The sequence below is a fragment of the Candidatus Palauibacter scopulicola genome (assembly GCF_947581915.1).
Classification (GTDB): Bacteria; Gemmatimonadota; Gemmatimonadetes; order Palauibacterales; family Palauibacteraceae; genus Palauibacter; species Palauibacter scopulicola.
The window spans coordinates 14,641-34,217 of the sequence record NZ_CANPWG010000028.1; the positions used below are offsets into that span (position 1 = coordinate 14,641).

Genomic DNA, 19,577 nt, shown 5'->3' on the forward strand with positions numbered 1-19,577 from the left:
ACGCTAGGACGCCGGCGTCACGACGCTGACGAAGCGGCGGCCTCGCCGGCGGTGAAATTCGACCTGTCCATCGGCGAGCGCGAACAGCGTGTCGTCCTTCCCCCGGCCGACGTTGCGGCCCGGGTGGAACGGCGTGCCCCGCTGCCGGATGAGGATGTTGCCCGCGACCACGTGCTCGCCGCCGTATTTCTTGACGCCGAGGTACTGCGGGTTCGAATCGCGTCCGTTGCGGCTCGAGCCGACACCTTTCTTGTGCGCCATCAGTCGCCTTCCTTCGCCGCAATGGCCTTGTCCACATCGCTCTTGAGGATGCGGCCGTCCTTGCCCGTCCCCTCGATCGCGCCCAGGTCGAGTCCGTGCTCCTCCGCCAGCTTCCGCGCGACGGGCGTGATGTCCACCGCCGCCGGCTCGGGGGCCCCGGCTTCCGGAGCCGCTTCGGCTTCCGGAGCCGCAGGTGCGGGCGTGGCCTTGGCCTTCGGGGCGGCCTTCGGCTTCGGAGCGGCCTTGGGCCTGGGCTCCGCGGCCACCGGCTTCGCCGCCGCCTCCCGCGGCTCGTCGGGCAGATCGATGCCCAGGATGCGGATCTCCGTGTAGCCCTGGCGGTGCCCCTGCTTCCGCCGGTAGCCCTTCCGCCGCTTCATCTTGTAGACGACGATCTTGTCGCCGCGCCCGTGGCTCACTACCTCGGCCGCGACCGAGGCGCCCGCCACGCACGGCGCTCCGACGTGAACATCCCCGTCCTGCTCGGCGAGCAGCACGTCGTCGAACTTGACCGTGTCCCCGGGCTCGGCCTCGAGGGAGGGGATGCGGAGCACCGCGTCCTCCACCGCTCGAAACTGCTTCCCCTGGGCCTTGAAAATCGCGTACATATCGTCAGATCACCGCTGGAATTCCACGAATTGCGAGCCGCTGAGATTACCCGCGGCGGGCGGATGTGTCAAACAAAACGGCGTGCATCCGACCCGACGTCACGGCCGGCGATGGGGCAGTGGGCTCCTAGCTCGAAATATACTTTTTCGTGACGTCGGCGTCGGCCGGATGGGCGAGGAGCCGGAACTCGTCGAGCCCGAGCAGAGGGTCGTCGCGCAGATCGATCGCGATCCCGCCGCTGTCCCTCATCCGGCCCAGGAACTCGCGTTCGCGCTCCAGCAGGTGGAGGGCGATCACCGGGTGCGTGAGGATGGTGATCCCGCTCTCCCGGCCGGCCGCGGCGACGCGGTCAAGCGCCCGCTCCAGGCGGCGCACCACCGTCTCCGAGGCGAGGATTCTCCCCGAGCCCTCGCAGTAAGGACACGGTTCCATCATCCGCTGGTGCAGGCTGGGGCTCACGCGCTGCCGGCTGAGCTGCAGCAGGCCGAGTTCGGAGAGCCCGAACACCTTCGTGCGCGCGCGGTCGTGGCCGAGCAGCGTCCGCATCTGCTGCACGACCTTGTTGCGCGACTCCTCCTCGTTCATGTCGATGAAGTCGATGACGATGATCCCGCCCACGTCGCGCAGACGGAGCTGGCGGGCGATCTCTCCCGCCGCCTCGAGGTTCGTCTTGAGGATGGTCTTCGCCGGGTCCCGGCGGCCCGTGTAGCGGCCCGTGTTCACGTCGATCGAGACGAGGGCCTCGGTCTGTTCGATCACGACGTGGCCGCCGGACTTCAGGTGCACGGTGCGGCGGAACGCGCGCCGGATCTCCTCCTCGATCCCGAACTCGTCGAAGATGGGAGCCGCGCCGTCGTACCGGCTCACGCGCTCGAGCAGGTCCGGGTCCACCTGTCCCAGGTAGGAGCGGATCTCGTGGTACAGCTCCGCCGAATCCACCGTGAGCAGGTCGATCCGGTCGCTGAACAGATCGCGCATGATGCCGGACGTCAGCCGCGCGTCCTGGTACACGAGGGCCGGCGCCTTCATCCCGTTCTGCCGGCGCCGCACCTTGCGCCACGTCTTGCGCAGCGACTTGAGTTCCCGTTCGCAGGCCTCCTTCGTCAGCTCCTCGCCGACGGTCCGGACGATGACCCCGCCGTCGTCGCCGAGGATGTCCCGCACCATGCGCCGCAGGCGGGCGCGCGTCTCCCGGTCGCCGATCTTGCGGCTGACGCCCACGTGGGAGGAGTCCGGGATATACACGAGGAAGCGGCCCGGGAGCGAGACCTGCGTCGTGACGCGGGCCCCCTTCGTGCCGATCGGTTCCTTCACGACCTGGACGAGGAGCGTCTGATCCTTGCGGATCGCCTCCTCGATGCGGGGTGCGTTCTCGTTGCGCCCCCTCCGGCGCCCCCCGTTTCGTTCCCGCCCCTCGTTCCCGTTTTCGTCGGGATCTTCGTCGGACTGTAGATCGGAGGCGTGCAGGAAGGCGGACTTCTCGGCGCCGATGTCGACGAAGGCGGCCTGAAGCCCGGGCACGATCGCCTCGACCGCACCGAGATAGATATCGCCGGCGATGCGGCGCTCGTCGGGCCGTTCGTACAGCAGCTCGACGAGCTTGCGGTCTTCCAAGATCGCGACCCGTTTCTCGCGGGTCGTGGCGTTTACGACGATCTCGCGGCGCACGTCAGCACGCGCACGGGGTCGCCGCGCCCGATTGTGCTACCAGGGGGCTGGCATCCTGTAAGGCTCGATTCTTCGCTGCGAACCGCCGGCCGCTGCCGGGGGTTCGTGTATCTCTCCGTTACTGCCCGGTTTCTTTCGCTTACGGCCGTAACGCATGGCCGAACCGCTCCCCCAAACTAATCGAGGGAGCCCGCTTCGCGCAGCATCTCCCTTGAAATCACGATCTTCAGTATCTCGCTCGTCCCCTCGCCGATCTCCGTGATCTTCGCGTCGCGCATCATCCGTTCGACGGGATACTCGCGGGAATAGCCGTACCCGCCGTGCAACTGCACCGCCATCGTCGTCACGTCCATCGCCGTCTCCGAGGCGAAGAGCTTGGCCATCGCGGCCTCCTTCTTGTGCTTCGCCCCCGCCATCCGGAGGCGCGCCGCGTGGTGCATCATGAGCCGCGCCGCGTGAATGCGCGTCTGCGCTTCGGCCAGCATGAAGCGGACGCCCTGGAAGTCGTGGATCTTCCTGCTGAACTGCTTCCGCTCGCCGGTGTAGCGAACCGTCTCGTCCAGCGCCCCCTGCGCGATCCCGATCGCGTGGGCGGCGATCCCGACCCGTCCGCCGTCCAGGGTGTCGAGGAAGACGGGGAAACCCCGGTCCACCTCGCCGAGCACGTTCTCCTCCGGAACCTCCACGTCCTCCAGCGTGAGTTCGCGCGTGTCGGAAGCGTTCCAGCCCAGCTTGCGCAGCTTCTGCCCGGCGCTGAAGCCCGGCATCGGCTCGAGATCCTCGGAGTGGCCGAACCCGACGCGCGCGGCGTCTTCGAGATCGCACGTCTCCTTGGTGAGGACGAACGCCGTGATGCCGCGCGAACCCTTCTCGGGGGACGTGAGGGCGCCGACGACGAACACCTCTCCCACCCCCCCGTGCGTGATCCACGTCTTGCGGCCGTTGAGGATCCAGCGGTCCCCTGCCTTCCGGGCCGTCGTCCGCATGGCGCCCGCGTCGGAACCCGACCCCGGCTCCGTGAGCCCGAATCCGCCGAGCACGCGGCCGCTCGCGAGAGGGCGGAGGAAACGTTCCTTCTGTGCATCCGTCCCCCAGCGCGCGATCGGGGTCGCGGCCAGGCTCATGTGCGCCCCGATCATGATCGAGTGACTCGCATCCACGCGCGCGAGTTCCTCGACGGCGATGGACGCGGCGAGAAGGTCCATGCCGGCGCCGCCGATCTCCTCCTCGAAGGGAATCCCGAACAGCCCCAGTTCGGACATGAGGGCGCCCGTATCCCACGGAAAATCCTCCGATTCATCGTAGCCGGCGGCGACGGGCGCGATCTCCGCCTTGGCGAACTCCCGCACCATCTCGCGGATCATCTCGTGATGGTCTTCCAGTTGGAAACTCGGGTCTCCCATTCACTCCTCTGTTCGGTGCGTGCGGCCGGCGCCGCAAATCAGGACTTCTCACTTGCGCGCCAGGATCGGGTGCGTGGCCCGGCGGCGGGCGGGCTGTGACTTCGGGACGCCGCGTGCCTAACGTACCGGAGGCGGGCCTCCCGCCGAAACGTCTGGCAGAAACGGGAGATCTGGAAGGGCCGGACGCGTCACGATCGGGCGCCGGCAGGCGTTGACCCTATGGATGGCAAGGGTGCAAGCCCGCGGCGCTCTTCGCGTACCGGAAACGGTGTGGAGGAGAAAACCGTGGACTTCGAGGCGGCATACAAGAACCACTGGACGCCACTCCTTCGGTATGTCGACCGGCTGGTGGGTGACGCCGACCTTGCGGCGGATGTCGTACAGGAGGCGTTCGTTCGGCTGTTGGAACAGACGCTTCCGGACGAGGAGGTGCGGCGCTGGCTGTTCACGGTGGCGACGAACCTGGTGCGGGACGACGCTCGCATGAGCGCGCGACGGCGAAGGTTGCTGTCGCAGCGCTACGACCAGACCGATCTCGCGCACGATCCGGTCGAGTCGCCGGATCAGCCGGTCTTGCGGGCTGAACGGGTCGCGGCGGTGCGCGCCGCGCTGGCGGAGATGCCCGAACGCGACCGTCGGTTGCTGTTGATGAGAGAGGAAGGATTCCGGTACGCCGAGATCGCCGAAGTGATCGAAGTCGCGCCGGGATCGGTCGGAACGCTGCTTGCACGGGCGCTGCGCCGGTTCACGGAGGCGCTGGATCCGCGGATCGTGGAGGACGAGACCGGTCGGGGCCGGTGAGGGGGGACGATGGGTGACCGGTCGGGATGCGACTGGAAATCTGCGGGATGCGACTGGAAATCTGCGTTGAAAATAGTGAGGATTGAGTATGTCTACGCGTGAACAGCCACATGTCGACGACGGAGCGCTGCTCGCGCTGCTCGACGGTGAGCTGACCACAGCAGAACGGAGAGCCGTCGAAGAGCGCGTGGCGGCGTGCCCGGATTCCCGGGCGCGCCTCGATGAGATGCGCTTCGCGACGCGGCGTGCGACGGCGGCGCTCGACCTGCTTTCGGCGCCGGAATCGCGGGCCGGGATGCCGGCGGCGCTGCGCGAAGCCGCGCGCCGGGCGCCGGCGTCTCTCGCAAGCGCGCGGGCGCGACGCTGGGCGAGGCTGAGCCGCCGCTCCGTCGCGGTGGCCGCGGGGATCACGCTTCTCGTCGCCGCGGGCGCGTACGCGGTGCCGGGATCGCCGGTCCGGGGCTGGGTCGACGGCGGGATCGAGGCCGTTGCGGCCTGGATCGCGGGCGATTCCCAGGTTGCCGGGGACGCCGGACCCTCCCGGGTGTCGGTGGACCCCCGCGACGGCGCCGTGCGCATCATGGTGGTCGGCGGGCACGAAGGCACGCGGTTGACGGTCGAGCTGTCCGACGAAGAGACGGCCACGGTGGAGACCCGTGACGCGAGCTTCCACGTGGAGCCGGGCGTCATCGAGGTTGCGGGGGCGGCGGATGAGATCCGCGTGACCTTGCCGCGGAACGCCGCGACCGGTTCTGTAATCATCGATGAGAGCGAGGTCGTCCGCCTCGAGGGCGGCGAGTTGCGGCGCACGGATTCGGCGGCTGAGAGTCGCGTGGAGATCTTTCTCGGCACCGACGGGTAGCAGCGCAGGCACCGGACGCCGCCGCGGCGGACGACGATGACCTGACGGACTGCCAGCCTGAGGGGTGGATCCCGGGATGACGAAGCCCATGCACCGAAGGTCGGGGCCCGTCTCCCATCCGTGGCGATTCGCACTGCTCCTCGGCCCCGTTTCGACCTGCCTCTTCGCTCCGCCGGTTCTCGCTCAGGATCCCCCACCGCCCCCCCCTCCCGAGGACGCGCCGGTTGTTGGCGCCGTGTTCGGCCGCGTGCTGCGCGCCGAATCCCAGACGCCGATCGCAGCCGCTTCGGTGGAAGTCCGCTTTCCCGCGTTTTCCTGGTTCCTCGTCACGGACGACGACGGTTTCTACCGGGCGGAAGGGCTTCCGGCGGGCCCCATCCATCTCGTCGCGCGCGCGCTGGATCGCGACCCGCTCGCCGCCAGCATCCTGGTGCCGGCGGGCGGCGACGTCCCGCTCGACCTGGCTCTGGAGCGGCGGCCCGTCGCGATGCCGAGCCTGTTCGCCCACATCCTCGCGCGGCGGCTGCCCGCTCCGGGCCTCACCCGCGACGGGTTCCGGGAGGAAGGAGAAACGGAGCTCCGCGCGCTGGATTCATCTCCAGGCGTGGCGGAGGCGGGTCTGACGCTGGACGAAACCGGCATCGATCCCGCGGATCCGACCAGCGTGCTCTACGTGCGGGGCGCCGCGTCGGACCTGAAGCTCGTGCTGCTCGATGGCGCGCCCGTCTACGCGCCGTTCCACCTCAGCGGACTCCTCGACGCCTTCCCGGACGGCGTGCTCGACGAAGCGTCCCTTTACATCGGCGGCACGCCGGCGCGCTACGACGGGGGACTTTCCTATGTCCTCGATCTCAAGATCCGGGAGGGAGACGCGGAGAGGTTCCGCGTCGCCGGCGCGGCCGACCTCCTGGGCGGCACCCTGCGGGCGGAGGGCCCGGTCGGACCCGCGGGGCGAGTGCTCCTCAGCGGCCGGGCGCTGCACGGGCTCGGCTATCGGGTCATCACGAACGGGCGCGAGATGCCGTACGGGTACGGCGACCTCCTGGGTCGGCTGGACTATCGCCTGGGGCCTGGGAAGCTTACGGCCACCGGGTTCTGGAACCGCGAGTCCGTGCTGCTCGACATCGGTCGCCTGGAGGACGCCGGGGCGGTGGAGTCGGCCTACTGGGGCAACCTGGCGGGGTCGGCGAGCTATCGCGTTCCGCTGGGCAACGGGACGTTCACGTTGCGGGGCGCGCACGGGCGGTTCGGCACGGGCCTGCCGTTGCCGCGCGACAAGGAACTCGACTTCGAGGTCTCGTTCGCGGACGTCATTGCACGGACCGTACGCACCCGCACCGAGGCGCTGTTCGAGTCGGGAGGCCGCGAATTCCGCTGGGCCGCGGGCGGCGGCTTCGACTCGTACGAGACGGTCGTGGACCGGAGAACCGTACTCGGTGGCCGAACGGCGCACGACCTGACCCACGCGGTGCGGCGCGCGGACGTGGTGGCCGGCTGGGGCGAGGCCATCTGGGAAGTGGCCCCCGAAGTCGAGGTGAGGGGGGGATTCCGGACCAGCTATTTCGCCCCCTCCCGCCGCGCGAAGTTCGCGCCGCGGGGCACCGTCACCTGGCACCTTACGGAAGCGGCGGACCTCCGCGTCTCCGCCGGGAGGTTCTACCAGGTGGTGCGCGGACCCGAATCCATCCTCTCGGGAGACCTCACCGGACCCACCATCGGCGGCGTCCTACCCACGTTGGACCCCGACTACATCCCGCCGACGACGCCGGGGTCCAGTATCGCGGGCGCCTCCCATCTGGTGGTCGGATTCGAGAACGCGCTCGAGAACGGCGTCGACGTCGGCGTCGAAGCCTACCTCAAGTCCTTCGACGATCTCCCCGACGCAAACCAGCTCTACTCCTGGGGCGGGGATCTGTGGCTGCAGGCGAAGGAGGGTCCGATCCGAGGCTGGATCGGCTACTCGATCGCGTTCGTGTGGACGACCGATCCGGCCGAGGACACCCCGTTCGTGGGCCGGCAACTCCTCAGCGGCGGGCTCTCCTCGAACGTGCGCGAGTTCGACTTCGGGATCCGGCTCGCCTACGGGGCCGGCCTGTCCTTCGCGTCGGTGACCGGAGGAGGCGAGGAGAAGGGCGCGCCGAGCGGTGACGATCCCCTGCCGGTGCTCTCCGGGGCGCCGGAGGATTCGTATCTCCGGGTCGACGCCGAGATTTCCCGACGCTGGGTCGCGAGCATCGGCCGCTCGTCCGTCGTGATCGCCCCGTATGTGCGGGTGCTCAACGCGCTGGATCGCCGGGACGCGCTCTTCTACCAGACCACGTCGGACCAGCAACTCACGCGTCCCGCCCCGCTCGCTTCCCTCCCCGTGATCGCCATCTTCGGCGTGTCGTGGTCCTTCTGACGCTCCGACCGGGGGTGCGGGCGGGCGCGGCCCGGTCGCGATCGCAGTTGTCGCAGCCGTCGCAGACCGGAGCGCGTTCGCCGAAGTAGGCGGCGATGGCCGCCCGGCGGCAGGTGGGGGTTTCGATGTAGGCCTGCATGGCGGCTTGCCGTTCGGCGTGGGCGGCGGCCCGGTCGGAGCCGGGCGGCGGGCTGCCCGGCCGGGGACGCTCGCGCCGGCCGAACGGAAGGGCGCGGCGGCGTTTCCCGCGGATCGCGACCATCGCGCAGCGCGCCGGTTCGCCGTCACGGCCGGCGCGACCCGCTTCCTGGACGTACTCCTCCAGCGACCCCGGGGCGCCGAGATGCGCGACGAGGCGCACGTGCGGGTGGTCGATCCCCATGCCGAACGCGGTCGTGGCGCAAACCACGCGAATGCTCCCGTCCAGGAAGGCCCGCTGCGTCGCCTGGCGCCGCTCGATCGGCAGGCGCGCGTGGTACGGCGCGCTCGGCACGCCCATCCTCGAGAGCGCGATCGCAAGCTGCGCGCTGAGTCCCCGCGTGCGCGCGTAGACGACCGCCGATGCTCCCCCGCACGCCGCCACCTCGCGCCGCACGCGCCGGTAGGCCTCGCGCACATCCGGGGCGATCTCCACGGAGTAGCGCAGGTTCGGCCGGTTCGCGGGCACGAAGATGCGGATCGGCCCTTCCATCCCCAGGAACCGCTCGATTTCGCGCCGCGTTCGCCACGTCGCGGTCGCCGTGAGGGCCGTCAGCGGGGGGCGGCCCAGCCTCTCCCTCGCCCGCCCGATCCGCAGGTACGACGGACGGAAGTCGTGCCCCCACTGGGACACGCAGTGCGCCTCGTCGACCGCGATGCCCGCCACGCCCACTTCGCGCAGACGATCGCACACGGCCCGGTTCTCCAGGCGCTCGGGCGCCAGGTACAGGAGGTCGAGTTCGCCGAGCCGGGCGCGCTCCAGGGCCTCGTCCACCTCCTGCCGCGGGGTCGCGCTCGTCCAGCCGAGCACGCGCATGCCCCGGCGCTCGGCCCCGGCGACCTGATCCTCGATGAGCGAGATGAGCGGCGAGACGACGAGCGTGGCCCGCGGACGCAGCAGGGCGGGGATCTGGAAGCACACGGACTTGCCGAAGCCCGTCGGCAGCACCGCGAGCGTGTCCCGTCCGCTGAGCACCGCCTCCACCACGCGCGACTGGGCGGGACGGAAATCGTCGTAGCCGAACCGGTCCCTGAGGAGGTCGCGCGCATCGTCGAGGGTGGCCACGGGGCGCCCCGCGCCGGTGCTGTCGTCGGTCGTCACACCCCTCGATGCGCCGCGCGGTCAACGCGGGATCAACGCGGGATCCACCCCCGGGGCCGGGTCAGGCTCTCGTGCGCCCCAGGCGGAGGACGACGGCAGCGACGAGGAGGCCGCAGCCAACGCCGGCGACGAAGTCCTGCTCCGTGAACGCGCCGATGAACCACGTGGCGCCCCCGGCCAGGCCGAGTCCGACCTGCAGCCGGAGCCACCAGTCGCGGCCCGCCGTCGACGCCCCCGCCGGGTCGTTCACTCCGCTATTCGTCGATCGGGCGGGCGGCCGGGGTCTCGTCGCCCGCTTCCCCCCAGCCGAGGGTCGCGCCGGCGATCGCCCCCCACAGCACGTTGACCGCGAGGATGGAGAAGACGGCGAACACGCCCCGCCCCGCATAGAGCGCGAGCGCGGACACCAGCGGGAGGTCCCCTCTGGCGAAGTCGAGCGCGGGCTCGCCGAGGCCGAGCCGGATGACGACGTACAGGGTCGGCGCCAGCGCGAAGGTCGCGCCGCGGGCGGCGGGCGAGCCGGCGAGATAGGTGTAGAGCACGCCGAGCATGAGGCCCCAGACCGCGCCGCTGCCGAGGTGCGACAGGAACTCCGCCCCCGTCCATCCGGAGGTCAGTCCCATGCTCACCGCGCCGATGGAGCCGAACGTCGCCACGACCGTGCGCGCCACGGCGGAGACCGCGGCCCCGAGGAGGCCGCCGAGCAACCCGAGCCCGAGGCGGGCGCTGAGGTCGAGCGGGCCCTCGACCGCGGCGCCGTGCGCGCCGCCGCCCAGCAGCACGCCCGCCGCGGCGAGCGCCGCGATGAGCAGGAGGACGGCGAGGGTGAGCGGCGCCCCTTCCGTCGCGAGGAGGACGATGCCCGACGCGCCGGCGCCAAGCGCCCCGACCCGCCACAGGAAGCCCGACCCCAACGCCGAAGCCGCGCCGTTCTCGCTCATGCTCACTCCCCTTTCTCCCGTTTCCCCCCGCGATCCAGGAACCGGCGGATGCCGGACTGGCAGTCGTCCGTCATGCGGGCGAGCGCGTTCACGCGCGCGCCGGTGGCCACCGCCGCCTCGAAGCTCTGCCCCTCCGTGCCGTACAGCAGCTTCTTCGTGAGCGCGAGCGCGGACGCGCTCCGCCCCGCGAGTTCGGCCAGGAAGGCGGCACTCTCCGCCTCGAACGCCGCGTCCCCATAGATCCGGTTCACGAGACCCAGCCGCGACGCCTCCGCCGCATCGATCGTGTCTCCGATCGCCATCAACTCGAAGGCGCGCTTCTCCCCCAGGTTCCGGCGCAGGATCGCCGTCACCATCGCGGGCACGAAACCGAGCTGCACCTCCGGGTAGCCGAAGCGGGCGCTCTCCGCCGCGAGCACGAGATCGCACGCCGTCGCGAGACCGCAACCGCCCGCCAGCGCCCGGCCGTGCACGACCGCGACGACCGGCTTCGAGAGCTTCCGCAGGAGGGTGAAGAGTTCGCCCAGCGCCTCCGCCTCCCGCAAGCTGGCCATGACCCCCTCCTCGACCGAGGCCTGCACCTCCGCCAGGTCGGCGCCGGCGCAGAAGTCCGGGCCGCGCCCTCCGATCCCGATCACGCGCACCCGGGCGTCCGCCTCGGCGAGCGCGAGCGCCTCCTTGATCTCCGCCACGAGCGCCCCGCTCAGCGCGTTGCGGCGCTCCGCGCGGTCGAGACGGATCCGGTTCACGCCGGTCCGGTCGTCGATCTCGATCTCGAGGTATTCGAACATGAGGGCCTCCGAGTCCCCGCGCCGAGCCTAGTCCGCCCGGTTCAGGAGGTGGTCCGGCACGTCGATCTCCATCCTCAGCAGCGCGGTGGCGAACGTCTTCCCCTGGGCATCGAGCATGAGCGACACGGTGCCGCCCCCTCCCAGCGAGCGGTGGAGGAGGAAGTTCAGCGCGCGCAGGTTGGGAAGCTCGAACCGCTCGACCTCGCCTTCGCAGATTCCCTTGAAGTGATACTTCACACGTTCAGCGGTAACTTCCTTTACCAAAATCGGATAAATGGACGGGCGAAAGGCGATGAGGCCCACGTTCGCGGTGTCTCCCTTGTCGCCCGAACGGGCGAATGCGATCTCCCTCAACTGCACTCTCACAGCTCCATCGTCTCCACTCTCACGTTGCCCTCCACGACGCCGCGGTCGATGAGCGCGGGCCAGTAGGCGACGACCTCCTGAACGCGGGGGCGGCCGCCCGCGAAGCCGGTGACGGTGGGCGGGCCCGCGAGGATGAGGGGCGCGATCTCCCGGCTGAAGCGCGACACGGCGTGCCGGTCCGGACTGCGGACGCCGACCCGCAGCGTGACCTCGGGCAGATCCTCGGAGGGAGCGCCCGCCAGCGGCCCGTGACAGGCGCCGGCGCCGACGATCTCCGTGCGGATCTCGTCGAACTCGAGCCCCAGGTGCCGCAGGCGGCCGCGGAGGATCTCGTCCGCGCGCCGCGCCTTGTCCACCGCGTCGGGCCAGGCGTAGGTCAGGGCGCCCACCGCCTTGAAACCATCGTGGTACGCGATGGACACCTTGAGCTTGTCCGTGCGCGAGCGGCCGGCCACGCCATCGACCCTCACGCGGTCCTTCCCCAGATCGCGGAGACGGATGGTCGAGAAGTCCGCGATCACGTCCGGCGTGATGTACTCCTTCGGGTCGCCCAGTTCGTACAGGACCTGCTCCGCGACCGTCTCCCACGTCACCCGCCCGCCGAGCCCCGGGTGCTTCGTCACCACGAAGGTCCCGTCCTCTTCGGCCTCGACGATGGGATAGCCCGGCAGCGTGAGGTCGATCTCCCGCCAGTCGACGAGCGAGTTCCCGCCGGAGGCCTGGCAGCCGCATTCGTTGATGTGCCCGGCGACGACCCCGTGCGCGAGCCGGTCCCAGTCGTCGGCCGGCCAGGAGAACTCGTGCATGAGCGGCGCGTAGGTGAGCGCGGTGTCCGTCGAGCGCCCGGCCACGACGATGTCCGCCCCCTGCCCGAGCGCCTCGATGATCGGTTCGGCGCCGAGGTACGCGTTCGCGGCGGCCACCCGGTCGCGCACGGTGGAGAGCGGCTCGCCCGTCTCCATGTGGCGGAGTTCGTGTCCCGCCGCGAGGAGGTCGTCGAGCGAGTCCATCAGGTCGTCGCCCGTGATCACCGCCACCCGCGGCCGGCGCGGCAGCGACTCGTCCGCGAACGCGAACCCCAGTTCGGCCCGGCACCCCTCCGGGTTCACGCCGCCCGCGTTCGAGACCACGCGGATCTCCTTCTCGAGGAGATCGTGGATGAGGTCGTCCATCAGGGGCACGAAGTCGCGCGCGTAGCCGGCGGCCGGGTTCCGGTCCCGCTGCTTCTGCATGATCGACATCGTGATCTCGGCCAGGTAGTCGAGCATCAGGTAGTCGATCGATCCGCGCCGCACCTGCAGCTTGGGCGCCTCCTGCCAGTCTCCCCAGAACCCCTGCCCGGAGGCGACGCGCACCCGGCGGCTGCCGTCGGTCCGGGCGCGGGCCGGGAGCGGCCGCTCCTCGAGTCCCACCGCGGCGGATGGCTCCTCGAGCGCGAGGGCTTCCGGCGCCCCTGGCTGCGCGTTCACAGGCGGTCCGGAAGCGTGAAGGGTCCGAGGTGCGGCCCCGGGTTTCCGAGGGAGCAACGGAGCGCGAGCGACAACACCGCCCGCGTATCCTCCGGGGTCACGATCGCGTCCACGAAGCCGCGCGCCGCCGCGTATTTCGCATCGAGCTGCTCCTCGTAGTTCTCCCGGGTCCGTGCGATCGCCGCCGCCGTCTCCTCGTCCAGTTCCCCGCCCGCCGCCTCCTCCAGCTTGCGTCCGAACGCGGCCTGCACGGCGGCCTCTCCCTCCATCACCCCCATCCGCCCCGTCGGCCAGGTGAAGATGAAGTCGGGGTCGAACCCCTGCGCCGCCATCGCGTAATACCCCGCCCCGCTCGCGTGGTTGACCGTGAGCACGATCTTGGGCACGCGGGCCGTCGCCATCGACTCCACCATGCGCGCGCCCGCCCGGATGATGCCGGACTGCTCCGCCTCCGGCCCGACCATGAACCCGCTCACGTCCTGCACGAAGAGGAGCGGCGTGTCGTGCCGGTCGCACAGCTCCATGAAGTAAGCCACCTTCTCGGCGCTCTCCGTGTACACGATCCCGCCGAACTTCGGCGGTTCGCCGGCCTCGCCCCGGAACATGCCCCGCCGGTTCGCGATGACCCCCACGCGGTAGCCGTCGATGTGCCCCGTGCCCGTGAGCATCTCCGGCGCGCGGTCCGCCTGGAACTCATCGAACGGACCCTCGTCGAGGATCGTGTCCAGGACCGCCTCCATGTCGAAGGGCTGCCGGTGATCGCCGGGCAGGAGGGCGTAGGCCTCCTCCGCGGCGCGCGCCGCGTCCCGCGGTCGGGCGGCGGGGTCCGGGCGCAGTCCGGCGGGGAGTCCGGCGACGAGCGCGCGGACCTTCTCGATGCACGCGCGGTCGTCCTCCACCCGGTAGTGCGCCACGCCGCTCACGCGGTTGTGCATGAGCGCCCCGCCGAGTTCCTCGGCCTCGACCTCCTGCCCGGTCGCCCCCTTCACCAGGTTCGGCCCCCCGAGACCCATGAAGCTCGTCCCCTCGACCATCACGATCACGTCCGACAGGGCGGGGAGATAGGCGCCCCCCGCGATGCACTGGCCCATCACGGCGGAGATCTGCGGCACCTCCAGGTAGTGTCGCATGATCGAGTTGTAGTAGAAGATGCGGCTGGCGCCGTACTGTCCCGGGAAGACTCCGCCCTGATACGGCAGGTTCACGCCGGCCGAGTCCACGAGATAGACGATCGGCACGCGGCACCGCATCGCGATCTCCTGCGCCCGCAGGATCTTCACGATCGTCTCGGGCCACCAGCTCCCGGCCTTCACCGTCTGGTCGTTCGCGACGATCGCGACCTCGCGCCCGCAGACCTCGCCCACCCCGGTGACGACGCCGGCGGCCGGCGCCTTGCCGTCGTACCGGTCGTGCGCGATCAGGAGGCCGATCTCGAGGAAGCCGCCGCCCTCGTCGATGAGAAGGTCGACCCGCTCGCGGGCCGTGAGTTTTCCCTGGGCGTGCTGCCGGGCCACGCGCGCTTCCCCGCCGCCGCGCTGGATCCGGGCTTCGAGCTCGCGCAGTTCGGCCACGAGCGCGCCCATCCGGCTGTCGTCGGTTTTGCCCACCGCCGCCGCTAGCCGTTCGCCGCGGAGGCTTCGCGCCCGTGCTCGTCGAACCAGGCGCGGATGTAGTCGACGGCCTCGGCGGTCGAGGTCCCCGGCCCGAAGAGGCGGCCGACGCCGAGGTCGTTCAGCGCCTCCATGTCCTCGGCGGGGATGATCCCTCCCCCCGTGAGCAGCACGCCGTCCATCCCCTGGCCGTCGAGGAGCGACTTCACGCGCGGGAAGAGCGTCATGTGCGCCCCCGACAGGATCGAGAGCGCCACGACGTCCACGTCCTCCTGGAGCGCGGTGGCGGCGATCATCTCGGGCGTCTGGTGGAGTCCGGTGTAGATGACCTCCATCCCCGCGTCCTGGAGGGCGGCCGCCATCACCTTCGCACCACGGTCGTGGCCGTCGAGCCCCGGCTTGGCCACGAGCACACGGATCTTCGGTTCGATCAAGCGCTTCTTCCCGGCGGTTCGTCCCGGACGTTCATCCCGGGAGTTTTCGGTCACGAGGGGACGGTCGAAAGTATCCGCCGAAAGGCGCGCGCTGCAACGACGATCCGGCGTCGGCGCCCGCCATCTCCGGGGTTGCCCCGGCCCGCTCCGGCGCGCACCCTCGTGTGATGCGTGACGACGCGACACGAGTACACCGAACCCTTCTGAACCTGGCGGCCTTCGTCATCATCGTGGCCGGGATGCGGGCCGCCTCCGCGCTCGTCGTCTCCTTCGTGCTCGCGCTGTTTCTCACCATCCTGTGTTCGACGCCGCTGCGCTGGATGACGGACCACCGGATTCCCAAGTCCGTCGCGGTCCTCGTCCTCGTGCTCGTCATCCTCGCCCTCGGCACGGTGGCCGGGACTCTGCTGGCGACCCCCGTCGTCGAACTCGGACGCTCGGAAGCGCAGCTCGACCGACTCTTCGCGGAGCAGATCGAGGCGGTGGAGGCCACGCTGAGCGACTACATGGTGCGGTTCGGGCTCCAGTCGCCTCTGCTCGACACCGACGAACTCATCGCGATCTCGCCGGGCTGGATGCTCGGCCTGATGCGGGAACTCGTCGAGAACCTCGGCTTCATCCTCGCCAACGGGCTCCTCATCATCCTCACGATGGTCTTCATGCTGCTCGAGGTCTCGAGCTTTCCCACCAAGGTGCGGGTCGCCCTGGGCGAGGCGGATGCGATGGAGGCGCGGGAGAACTGGGAGAAGGTCGGGAGCGCGGTCCGGCGCTACGTCGTGCTCAAGACGATCGTCAGCCTCGGCACCGGGCTCTGCGTGTGGGGGCTGATGGCGCTCCTGGGCGTCAACTACCCGATCCTGTGGGGCGTGCTCGCGTTCCTGCTGAACTACGTGCCCAACATCGGGTCCTTCATCGCCGCCGTGCCCGCCGTGCTGGTCGCGTGGCTCACGGTCGGGGTCGGGACGGCGGTCGCCGCCGCGGCCGGCTTCCTCGTCGTCAACATCGTGTGGGGCAACCTCATCGAGCCGAAGGTCATGGGGTACAGCGTGGGCCTGTCGACGCTCGTCGTGTTCGCTTCGCTCGTCTTCTGGGGATGGGTCCTGGGACCGGTGGGGATGCTGCTGTCGGTGCCGCTCACGGTGATGTTCCGCATCGTGCTGGGGACGAACGAGTCCACCCGCTGGATCGCGGTCCTGCTGGGCTCGGAGCGCTCGGACGAGATCACCTCCGCGATCGACGCCGAAGTCGCCGTCGCGCTCGGAAAAGAAGGCTAGGCGGGCACATCCGTAAGCCGCGCTAGGCCGCGGCGGCCGCGCGGAAGATGTCCAGTGCCGCCCTCACATCGTCATCCGTCGTGTGGAGGTTGGGGATGACCCGCAGGTCCCGCCGGCTGTAGGCGTTCAGCAGCACCCCTTCGTTGCGGCAGCGGGCCGCGAACTCCGGCGCGTCGACCGCGGTCGTCCGGAAGCGGACGATGTTCGTCTCCACCCCTTCAACGTCGACTTCCAGCCCGGGGATCGCGGAGAGTCCGCGAACCAGCGTTCTCGCCCGGGCATGGTCCTCCGCGAGCCGCCCGCGGTGGTGCTCGAGCGCGTACAGGGCGCCGGCGGCGACGATCCCCGCCTGCCGGAAGCCGCCGCCGTACAGCTGCTTGAAGCGGCGGGCGCGCTCGATGAGGTCGGCCGGGCCGGCGAGGGCGGAGCCCAGCGGGGCGCCGAGCGCCTTGGAGAAGCAGACGTTCACCGTGTCGAAGCCCGCCGCGAACTCGGCCTCGGGGATGCCGGTGGCGGCGGTCGCGTTCCACAGCCGGGCGCCGTCGAGGTGGGTCGCGAGGCCGGCCTCGCGCGCGGCAGCGAGCATCTCGCGCAGGAGCTCCGGCGGCCACACGGCGCCGCCCGCCCCGTTGTGCGTGTTCTCGGCGCAGACGAGGCGCACGGGCGACTGCATGCGGGCCCGCACGGTCCCCATGTCGAGGTTGAGCGCCGCCCGCAGCGTCGCCGCGCCGAACATGCCGCGTTCGCCCTCGAGCGGCCGGATGACGACCCCGGAGATCGGCGACGGGGCGCCCCCCTCGCCGAACCAGATGTGCGCGCCCGGCCCGATGAGCACGGCGTCGCCCGGCTCGGTGTGCGCGCGCAGGGCGAGCTGGTTGCTCATCGTCCCCGTCGGCACGTACATGGCGGCTTCCTTGCCGAGGATCGCCGCCGTCCGCCGCTCCAGCTCGAGCACCGTGGGGTCGTCGCCGTAGCAGTCGTCGCCCACGGGGGCCGCCGCCATCGCCGCCCGCATCGCCTCCGTGGGGCGCGTCACCGTGTCGCTGCGGAGGTCGATCGTCACGACGCGAACCGCGGCGGGCGCCGCAGGTGGTGCTCCGTCGCGTCCTGCACCGCCATCGCGAGCCGCAGCGCCTCCGCGTCGCCGAACAGCTTCCCGACGAACGAAATGCTCGTCGGCGTCCCGTCCTCCGACCGAAACCCGTTCGGGATCACGACCTGCGGGTGGCCCGTGAGGTTCGTGAGCAGGAGCATCGATCCCCCGAAACTCGGCGTGACGACGACGTCGATCCCCTCCATCGTCCGCGCGAAGCGGTGCATGGCGATCGTGCGCGCCCGGTTCGCCTGGATGTATTCGGACGCGGGAATCATGCGGCCGGTGCGCATGATGTTGGGGCGCGCGTTCTCCCCCTGCTGCACGAGTTCATCCTCCCGCCCGCTCACGATCAGGTCGTCGAAGGCCGCCCCCTGCTCGGCGCTGAGGATGATCCGCATCGCGTCGTAGGGGAGGTCGTCCGGGAGTTCGACGGGCACCGGGTCGATCCCGAACCCGCGCACGACCTCCAGCGACGCCTCGTCGAACGCCTTCCACTCCGCGTCCTCCCGCTCCGCCTCGAAGGCCGAGGGCACGTAGGCGACGCGCAGCTCCGAGAGCGGGCGCTCCGGGTCCCAGTCGAAGGCCACATCGCGTGCCGTCGGATCCTGGTCGTCCGATCCCTGAATCGCGTCGAGCACGATCGCGCAGTCCTCCACGCTGCGGCAGATCGGCCCCAGCTTGTCCATCGACCACGAGAGGGCCATCGCCCCCGCCCGGCTCACGCGCCCGAAGGTGGGCCGGAGCCCCGAGGCGCCGCAGCGGGTGGAGGGAGAGACGATCGAGCCCAGCGTCTCGCTCCCGATCGCAAATCCGACGAGCCCCGCCACGACGGCCGCCGTGGAACCGGCGGGAGGACCCGCTCGACCCCTGCTCGAGGTTCCACGGGTTCCGCGTCAGTCCCCCGTACCACACATCCCCGCGCGCCAGCGCCCCCAGCGTGAGCTTCGCGACGAGCACCGCGCCCGCCTCCTCGAGCTTCCGCCCCACGGTGGAGTCTTCCGGGATGTACTGGTCCTCGTACGGCCTGGCGCCCCATGTCGTGAGGGTTTCGTCTTCGGAGAGAAGGTCCTTCGCACCCCAGGGGATCCCGTGCAGCGGACCCCGGTAGTAGCCCCGCGCGATCTCGGCGTCCGCGCGCGCCGCCTGTCGCATGGCGAGGTCCTCGGTGAGCGCGATCACGGCCAGCAGCGTATCGCCGTGGGCGCGCAGCCTGCCCAGGTACATCTCCGTGAGTTCCGTCGACGTCACCTGCCGGGAGCGGATCAACTGAGCCAGGTCGGTCACCGGCCAAAACGCGAGGGCATCGAGGTCCGCGGGCCGCTCGAGACCCCGCGGACGCGTGTAGTGGAAGACGGTCGACGCGGATGGGGCCGGATACGAGGTCCCCGGAAGCACGGGATCGAAGTGGAGGGCGGGGACGACGGAGTTCGGCATCCCCAGCGTGCGGAGCTGCGCGTACCGCTCCCGCATCGCGTTCACTTCCTCCACCATGAGTTCGACTTCGTCCTCGCTGAAGTCGAGTCCGGCGACGCGCACGGCGGCGCTGACGTCAGCCCGGGTCACGGCCTCCTGCCCCTGGTTGGTGCGCGCCCACAGCGCGGCCGGGAGCGCCGTCCCGCCCAACCCGAGCGCCGACAGCGACGCCACGAACCCCCGCCGATCCAAGCGTCCGGCGGACAGGGTTCGAGATTCTTCTCTTCGATGGTCCTGTGACATGATCGTCACCCCTCACAGCGGCGCTCGTACAGTTGATTGGGGGAATGTTGTCGGCAGGTGGGGTATCGCCAGGCCGACCGCCGCCGGGCGGCTACCGCAGTTGCTATGCCGGCACGTCGACCGACGCAACCGAAGTCTGCGGCTCCGGGATGGGGTCTCCGTGCTCTCGAAGGGATTCAACATGGAGGGCGACCGCATGGCGGAGCAGTTTCTCCGCCTCCTCACATGAGTCTCCGGCGGCCACGCACCCAGGCAAGTCAGGCACATAACCGGAGTAACCATTCGTGGTTTTCTCGATGACGGCCGCGTATTTCAATGCAACCTCCCCTGTCCGATTCCCGCTTGTTTGAGGATACTCCTCCACGTTCCAAGGGCCAAGTCTTTGCTCGGTCGACCCGCTATGGTCACCGTACCGGGCTTCTCGGGGTGTTGATACTGTCGATGACTTCCGCGTGTTCGGACCAGTCTCCAGCCGTCGGCCGTCACGAGCCGTATGGCCTCTCGCACCTTGGGCATCGAGCTCTCCGCGCAGTTGTTCGTTCCTGGCTGCGCCAAGTGTCCGATCACTCTTCAAC

At 70.3% G+C, this 19,577-nt stretch carries 20 protein-coding genes and 1 pseudogene; 4 read left to right on the top strand and 17 right to left on the bottom strand.

Translation table 11 applies throughout. The features are described from left to right. Positions 1-3 precede the first annotated feature (3 nt). From rpmA to RN743_RS05550, 4 genes are all read right to left on the bottom strand, one after another. A complete protein-coding gene (gene rpmA / locus RN743_RS05535; protein ID WP_310777279.1) occupies positions 4-261 on the bottom strand; it encodes a 50S ribosomal protein L27 in 258 nt (85 codons plus the stop codon). Further along, positions 261-869 (bottom strand): 50S ribosomal protein L21, encoded by a 609-nt coding sequence (gene rplU / locus RN743_RS05540; RefSeq protein ID WP_310777281.1) that lies wholly within the window; start codon positions 867-869, stop codon positions 261-263. The genes rpmA and rplU overlap by 1 nt, the downstream gene beginning before the upstream one ends. A gap of 127 nt (positions 870-996) precedes the next feature. After that, complete coding sequence (locus RN743_RS05545) at positions 997-2,538, bottom strand: Rne/Rng family ribonuclease (protein WP_310777285.1); 1,542 nt, start codon at positions 2,536-2,538, stop codon at positions 997-999. Between the two features lie 176 nt (positions 2,539-2,714). After that, complete coding sequence (locus tag RN743_RS05550; RefSeq protein ID WP_310777287.1) at positions 2,715-3,941, bottom strand: acyl-CoA dehydrogenase family protein; 1,227 nt, start codon at positions 3,939-3,941, stop codon at positions 2,715-2,717. A gap of 270 nt (positions 3,942-4,211) precedes the next feature. Between RN743_RS05550 and RN743_RS05555 the strand changes: the two genes are divergently transcribed. The 3 genes from RN743_RS05555 to RN743_RS05565 all read left to right on the top strand — a co-directional run bounded on the left by RN743_RS05555 (position 4,212) and on the right by RN743_RS05565 (position 8,005). Beyond that, on the top strand, positions 4,212-4,742 hold the full coding sequence (locus RN743_RS05555) for a sigma-70 family RNA polymerase sigma factor (protein WP_310777291.1): 531 nt from the start codon (positions 4,212-4,214) through the stop codon (positions 4,740-4,742). 88 nt (positions 4,743-4,830) lie between these two features. Continuing rightward, entirely contained in the window at positions 4,831-5,604 is a 774-nt protein-coding gene (locus RN743_RS05560) for a hypothetical protein (RefSeq protein WP_310777294.1), read from the top strand. Positions 5,605-5,839: 235 nt separating this feature from the next. After that, a complete protein-coding gene (locus RN743_RS05565; RefSeq protein WP_310777298.1) occupies positions 5,840-8,005 on the top strand; it encodes a TonB-dependent receptor in 2,166 nt (721 codons plus the stop codon). Here RN743_RS05565 and RN743_RS05570 read toward each other — a convergent pair. The 8 genes from RN743_RS05570 to RN743_RS05605 form a co-directional block, all read right to left on the bottom strand. Continuing rightward, complete coding sequence (locus RN743_RS05570; protein WP_310777301.1) at positions 7,938-9,305, bottom strand: RecQ family ATP-dependent DNA helicase; 1,368 nt, start codon at positions 9,303-9,305, stop codon at positions 7,938-7,940. The genes RN743_RS05565 and RN743_RS05570 overlap by 68 nt on opposite strands. A 61-nt stretch (positions 9,306-9,366) precedes the next feature. Beyond that, on the bottom strand, positions 9,367-9,555 hold the full coding sequence (locus tag RN743_RS05575; protein ID WP_310777306.1) for a hypothetical protein: 189 nt from the start codon (positions 9,553-9,555) through the stop codon (positions 9,367-9,369). A gap of 4 nt (positions 9,556-9,559) precedes the next feature. Beyond that, a complete protein-coding gene (locus RN743_RS05580; RefSeq protein WP_310777309.1) occupies positions 9,560-10,246 on the bottom strand; it encodes a hypothetical protein in 687 nt (228 codons plus the stop codon). 2 nt (positions 10,247-10,248) lie between these two features. Next, positions 10,249-11,037, bottom strand: a complete 789-nt coding sequence (locus RN743_RS05585) for an enoyl-CoA hydratase/isomerase family protein (RefSeq protein ID WP_310777313.1) — start codon at positions 11,035-11,037, stop codon at positions 10,249-10,251. A 27-nt stretch (positions 11,038-11,064) separates the two neighbouring features. Next, entirely contained in the window at positions 11,065-11,403 is a 339-nt protein-coding gene (locus RN743_RS05590) for a hypothetical protein (RefSeq protein ID WP_343218991.1), read from the bottom strand. Then, positions 11,400-12,872 (bottom strand): acyclic terpene utilization AtuA family protein, encoded by a 1,473-nt coding sequence (locus RN743_RS05595; RefSeq protein ID WP_310777320.1) that lies wholly within the window; start codon positions 12,870-12,872, stop codon positions 11,400-11,402. Before RN743_RS05595 ends, RN743_RS05590 begins: the two co-directional genes overlap by 4 nt. Then, complete coding sequence (locus RN743_RS05600; RefSeq protein ID WP_310777323.1) at positions 12,869-14,479, bottom strand: acyl-CoA carboxylase subunit beta; 1,611 nt, start codon at positions 14,477-14,479, stop codon at positions 12,869-12,871. The genes RN743_RS05595 and RN743_RS05600 overlap by 4 nt, the downstream gene beginning before the upstream one ends. An 8-nt stretch (positions 14,480-14,487) precedes the next feature. Continuing rightward, complete coding sequence (locus tag RN743_RS05605) at positions 14,488-14,913, bottom strand: cobalamin B12-binding domain-containing protein (protein WP_343218994.1); 426 nt, start codon at positions 14,911-14,913, stop codon at positions 14,488-14,490. Positions 14,914-15,083: 170 nt separating this feature from the next. Between RN743_RS05605 and RN743_RS05610 the strand changes: the two genes are divergently transcribed. After that, on the top strand, positions 15,084-16,190 hold the full coding sequence (locus RN743_RS05610) for an AI-2E family transporter (RefSeq protein WP_310777329.1): 1,107 nt from the start codon (positions 15,084-15,086) through the stop codon (positions 16,188-16,190). A gap of 22 nt (positions 16,191-16,212) precedes the next feature. Here the strand turns inward: RN743_RS05610 and RN743_RS05615 are convergent, their stop codons facing one another. The 5 genes and pseudogenes from RN743_RS05615 to RN743_RS05625 all read right to left on the bottom strand — a co-directional run bounded on the left by RN743_RS05615 (position 16,213) and on the right by RN743_RS05625 (position 19,518). Next, on the bottom strand, positions 16,213-17,253 hold the full coding sequence (locus tag RN743_RS05615; protein ID WP_310777333.1) for a GntG family PLP-dependent aldolase: 1,041 nt from the start codon (positions 17,251-17,253) through the stop codon (positions 16,213-16,215). After that, entirely contained in the window at positions 17,250-18,113 is an 864-nt protein-coding gene (locus RN743_RS05620) for an amidase family protein (protein ID WP_343218992.1), read from the bottom strand. Before RN743_RS05620 ends, RN743_RS05615 begins: the two co-directional genes overlap by 4 nt. Positions 18,114-18,195: 82 nt before the next feature. After that, positions 18,196-18,465 (bottom strand): annotated as a pseudogene (locus RN743_RS15995) (amidase family protein); the annotation flags it as partial. A gap of 640 nt (positions 18,466-19,105) precedes the next feature. Continuing rightward, complete coding sequence (locus tag RN743_RS16000) at positions 19,106-19,366, bottom strand: type II toxin-antitoxin system HicB family antitoxin (RefSeq protein WP_343218993.1); 261 nt, start codon at positions 19,364-19,366, stop codon at positions 19,106-19,108. Beyond that, entirely contained in the window at positions 19,315-19,518 is a 204-nt protein-coding gene (locus RN743_RS05625) for a type II toxin-antitoxin system HicA family toxin (protein ID WP_310777335.1), read from the bottom strand. Before RN743_RS05625 ends, RN743_RS16000 begins: the two co-directional genes overlap by 52 nt. Positions 19,519-19,577 lie beyond the last annotated feature (59 nt).

What these genes read in the sequence shown, in the direction of transcription:
- rpmA (WP_310777279.1), bottom strand. Translation starts at nt 261, where the DNA reads ATGGCGCACAAGAAAGGTGTCGGCTCGAGCCGCAACGGACGCGATTCG.
- rplU (WP_310777281.1), bottom strand. Translation starts at nt 869, where the DNA reads ATGTACGCGATTTTCAAGGCCCAGGGGAAGCAGTTTCGAGCGGTGGAG.
- RN743_RS05550 (WP_310777287.1), bottom strand. Translation starts at nt 3,941, where the DNA reads ATGGGAGACCCGAGTTTCCAACTGGAAGACCATCACGAGATGATCCGC.
- RN743_RS05560 (WP_310777294.1), top strand. Translation starts at nt 4,831, where the DNA reads ATGTCTACGCGTGAACAGCCACATGTCGACGACGGAGCGCTGCTCGCG.
- RN743_RS05580 (WP_310777309.1), bottom strand. Translation starts at nt 10,246, where the DNA reads ATGAGCGAGAACGGCGCGGCTTCGGCGTTGGGGTCGGGCTTCCTGTGG.
- RN743_RS05585 (WP_310777313.1), bottom strand. Translation starts at nt 11,037, where the DNA reads ATGTTCGAATACCTCGAGATCGAGATCGACGACCGGACCGGCGTGAAC.
- RN743_RS05610 (WP_310777329.1), top strand. Translation starts at nt 15,084, where the DNA reads ATGCGTGACGACGCGACACGAGTACACCGAACCCTTCTGAACCTGGCG.
- RN743_RS05625 (WP_310777335.1), bottom strand. Translation starts at nt 19,518, where the DNA reads ATGCCCAAGGTGCGAGAGGCCATACGGCTCGTGACGGCCGACGGCTGG.